At 39.5% G+C, this 309-nt stretch carries 1 protein-coding gene; it reads left to right on the top strand.

The features are described from left to right. The coding region (locus tag C1G53_RS10950; RefSeq protein ID WP_153046715.1) for an aminotransferase class I/II-fold pyridoxal phosphate-dependent enzyme at window positions 1-309 on the top strand (309 nt) is incomplete at both ends.

The raw sequence follows: 309 nt of genomic DNA on the forward strand, positions 1-309 counted from the left end.
TGTCAATCCAGACTTCTTCATGTATGAAACCTATAATCACATGCATGGTAGCCGTTTTGAAGCCATTGATTTAGAAGAAAAAAACGATACACTCGTCCTGCCAGTAGAGAAATTGTTGGCGCGTGCGGAGGAGGTGAAGGCAAAGATAATCATGCTTTCCAATCCTAACAATCCTTCTTCAGTAGCTTATTCACTAGAAGATTTGGAGAAATTGGCTATTTCTTTTAAAGGGCTACTCGTTGTAGATGAGGCTTACATTGAATTTGCAAATGTCGAAAGCTTCATCAGTCGTCTGCAACAATTTGACAA

Origin of the sequence: Streptococcus suis, from assembly GCF_002960445.1 — a bacterium.
Classification (GTDB): domain Bacteria; phylum Bacillota; class Bacilli; order Lactobacillales; family Streptococcaceae; genus Streptococcus; species Streptococcus hyiners.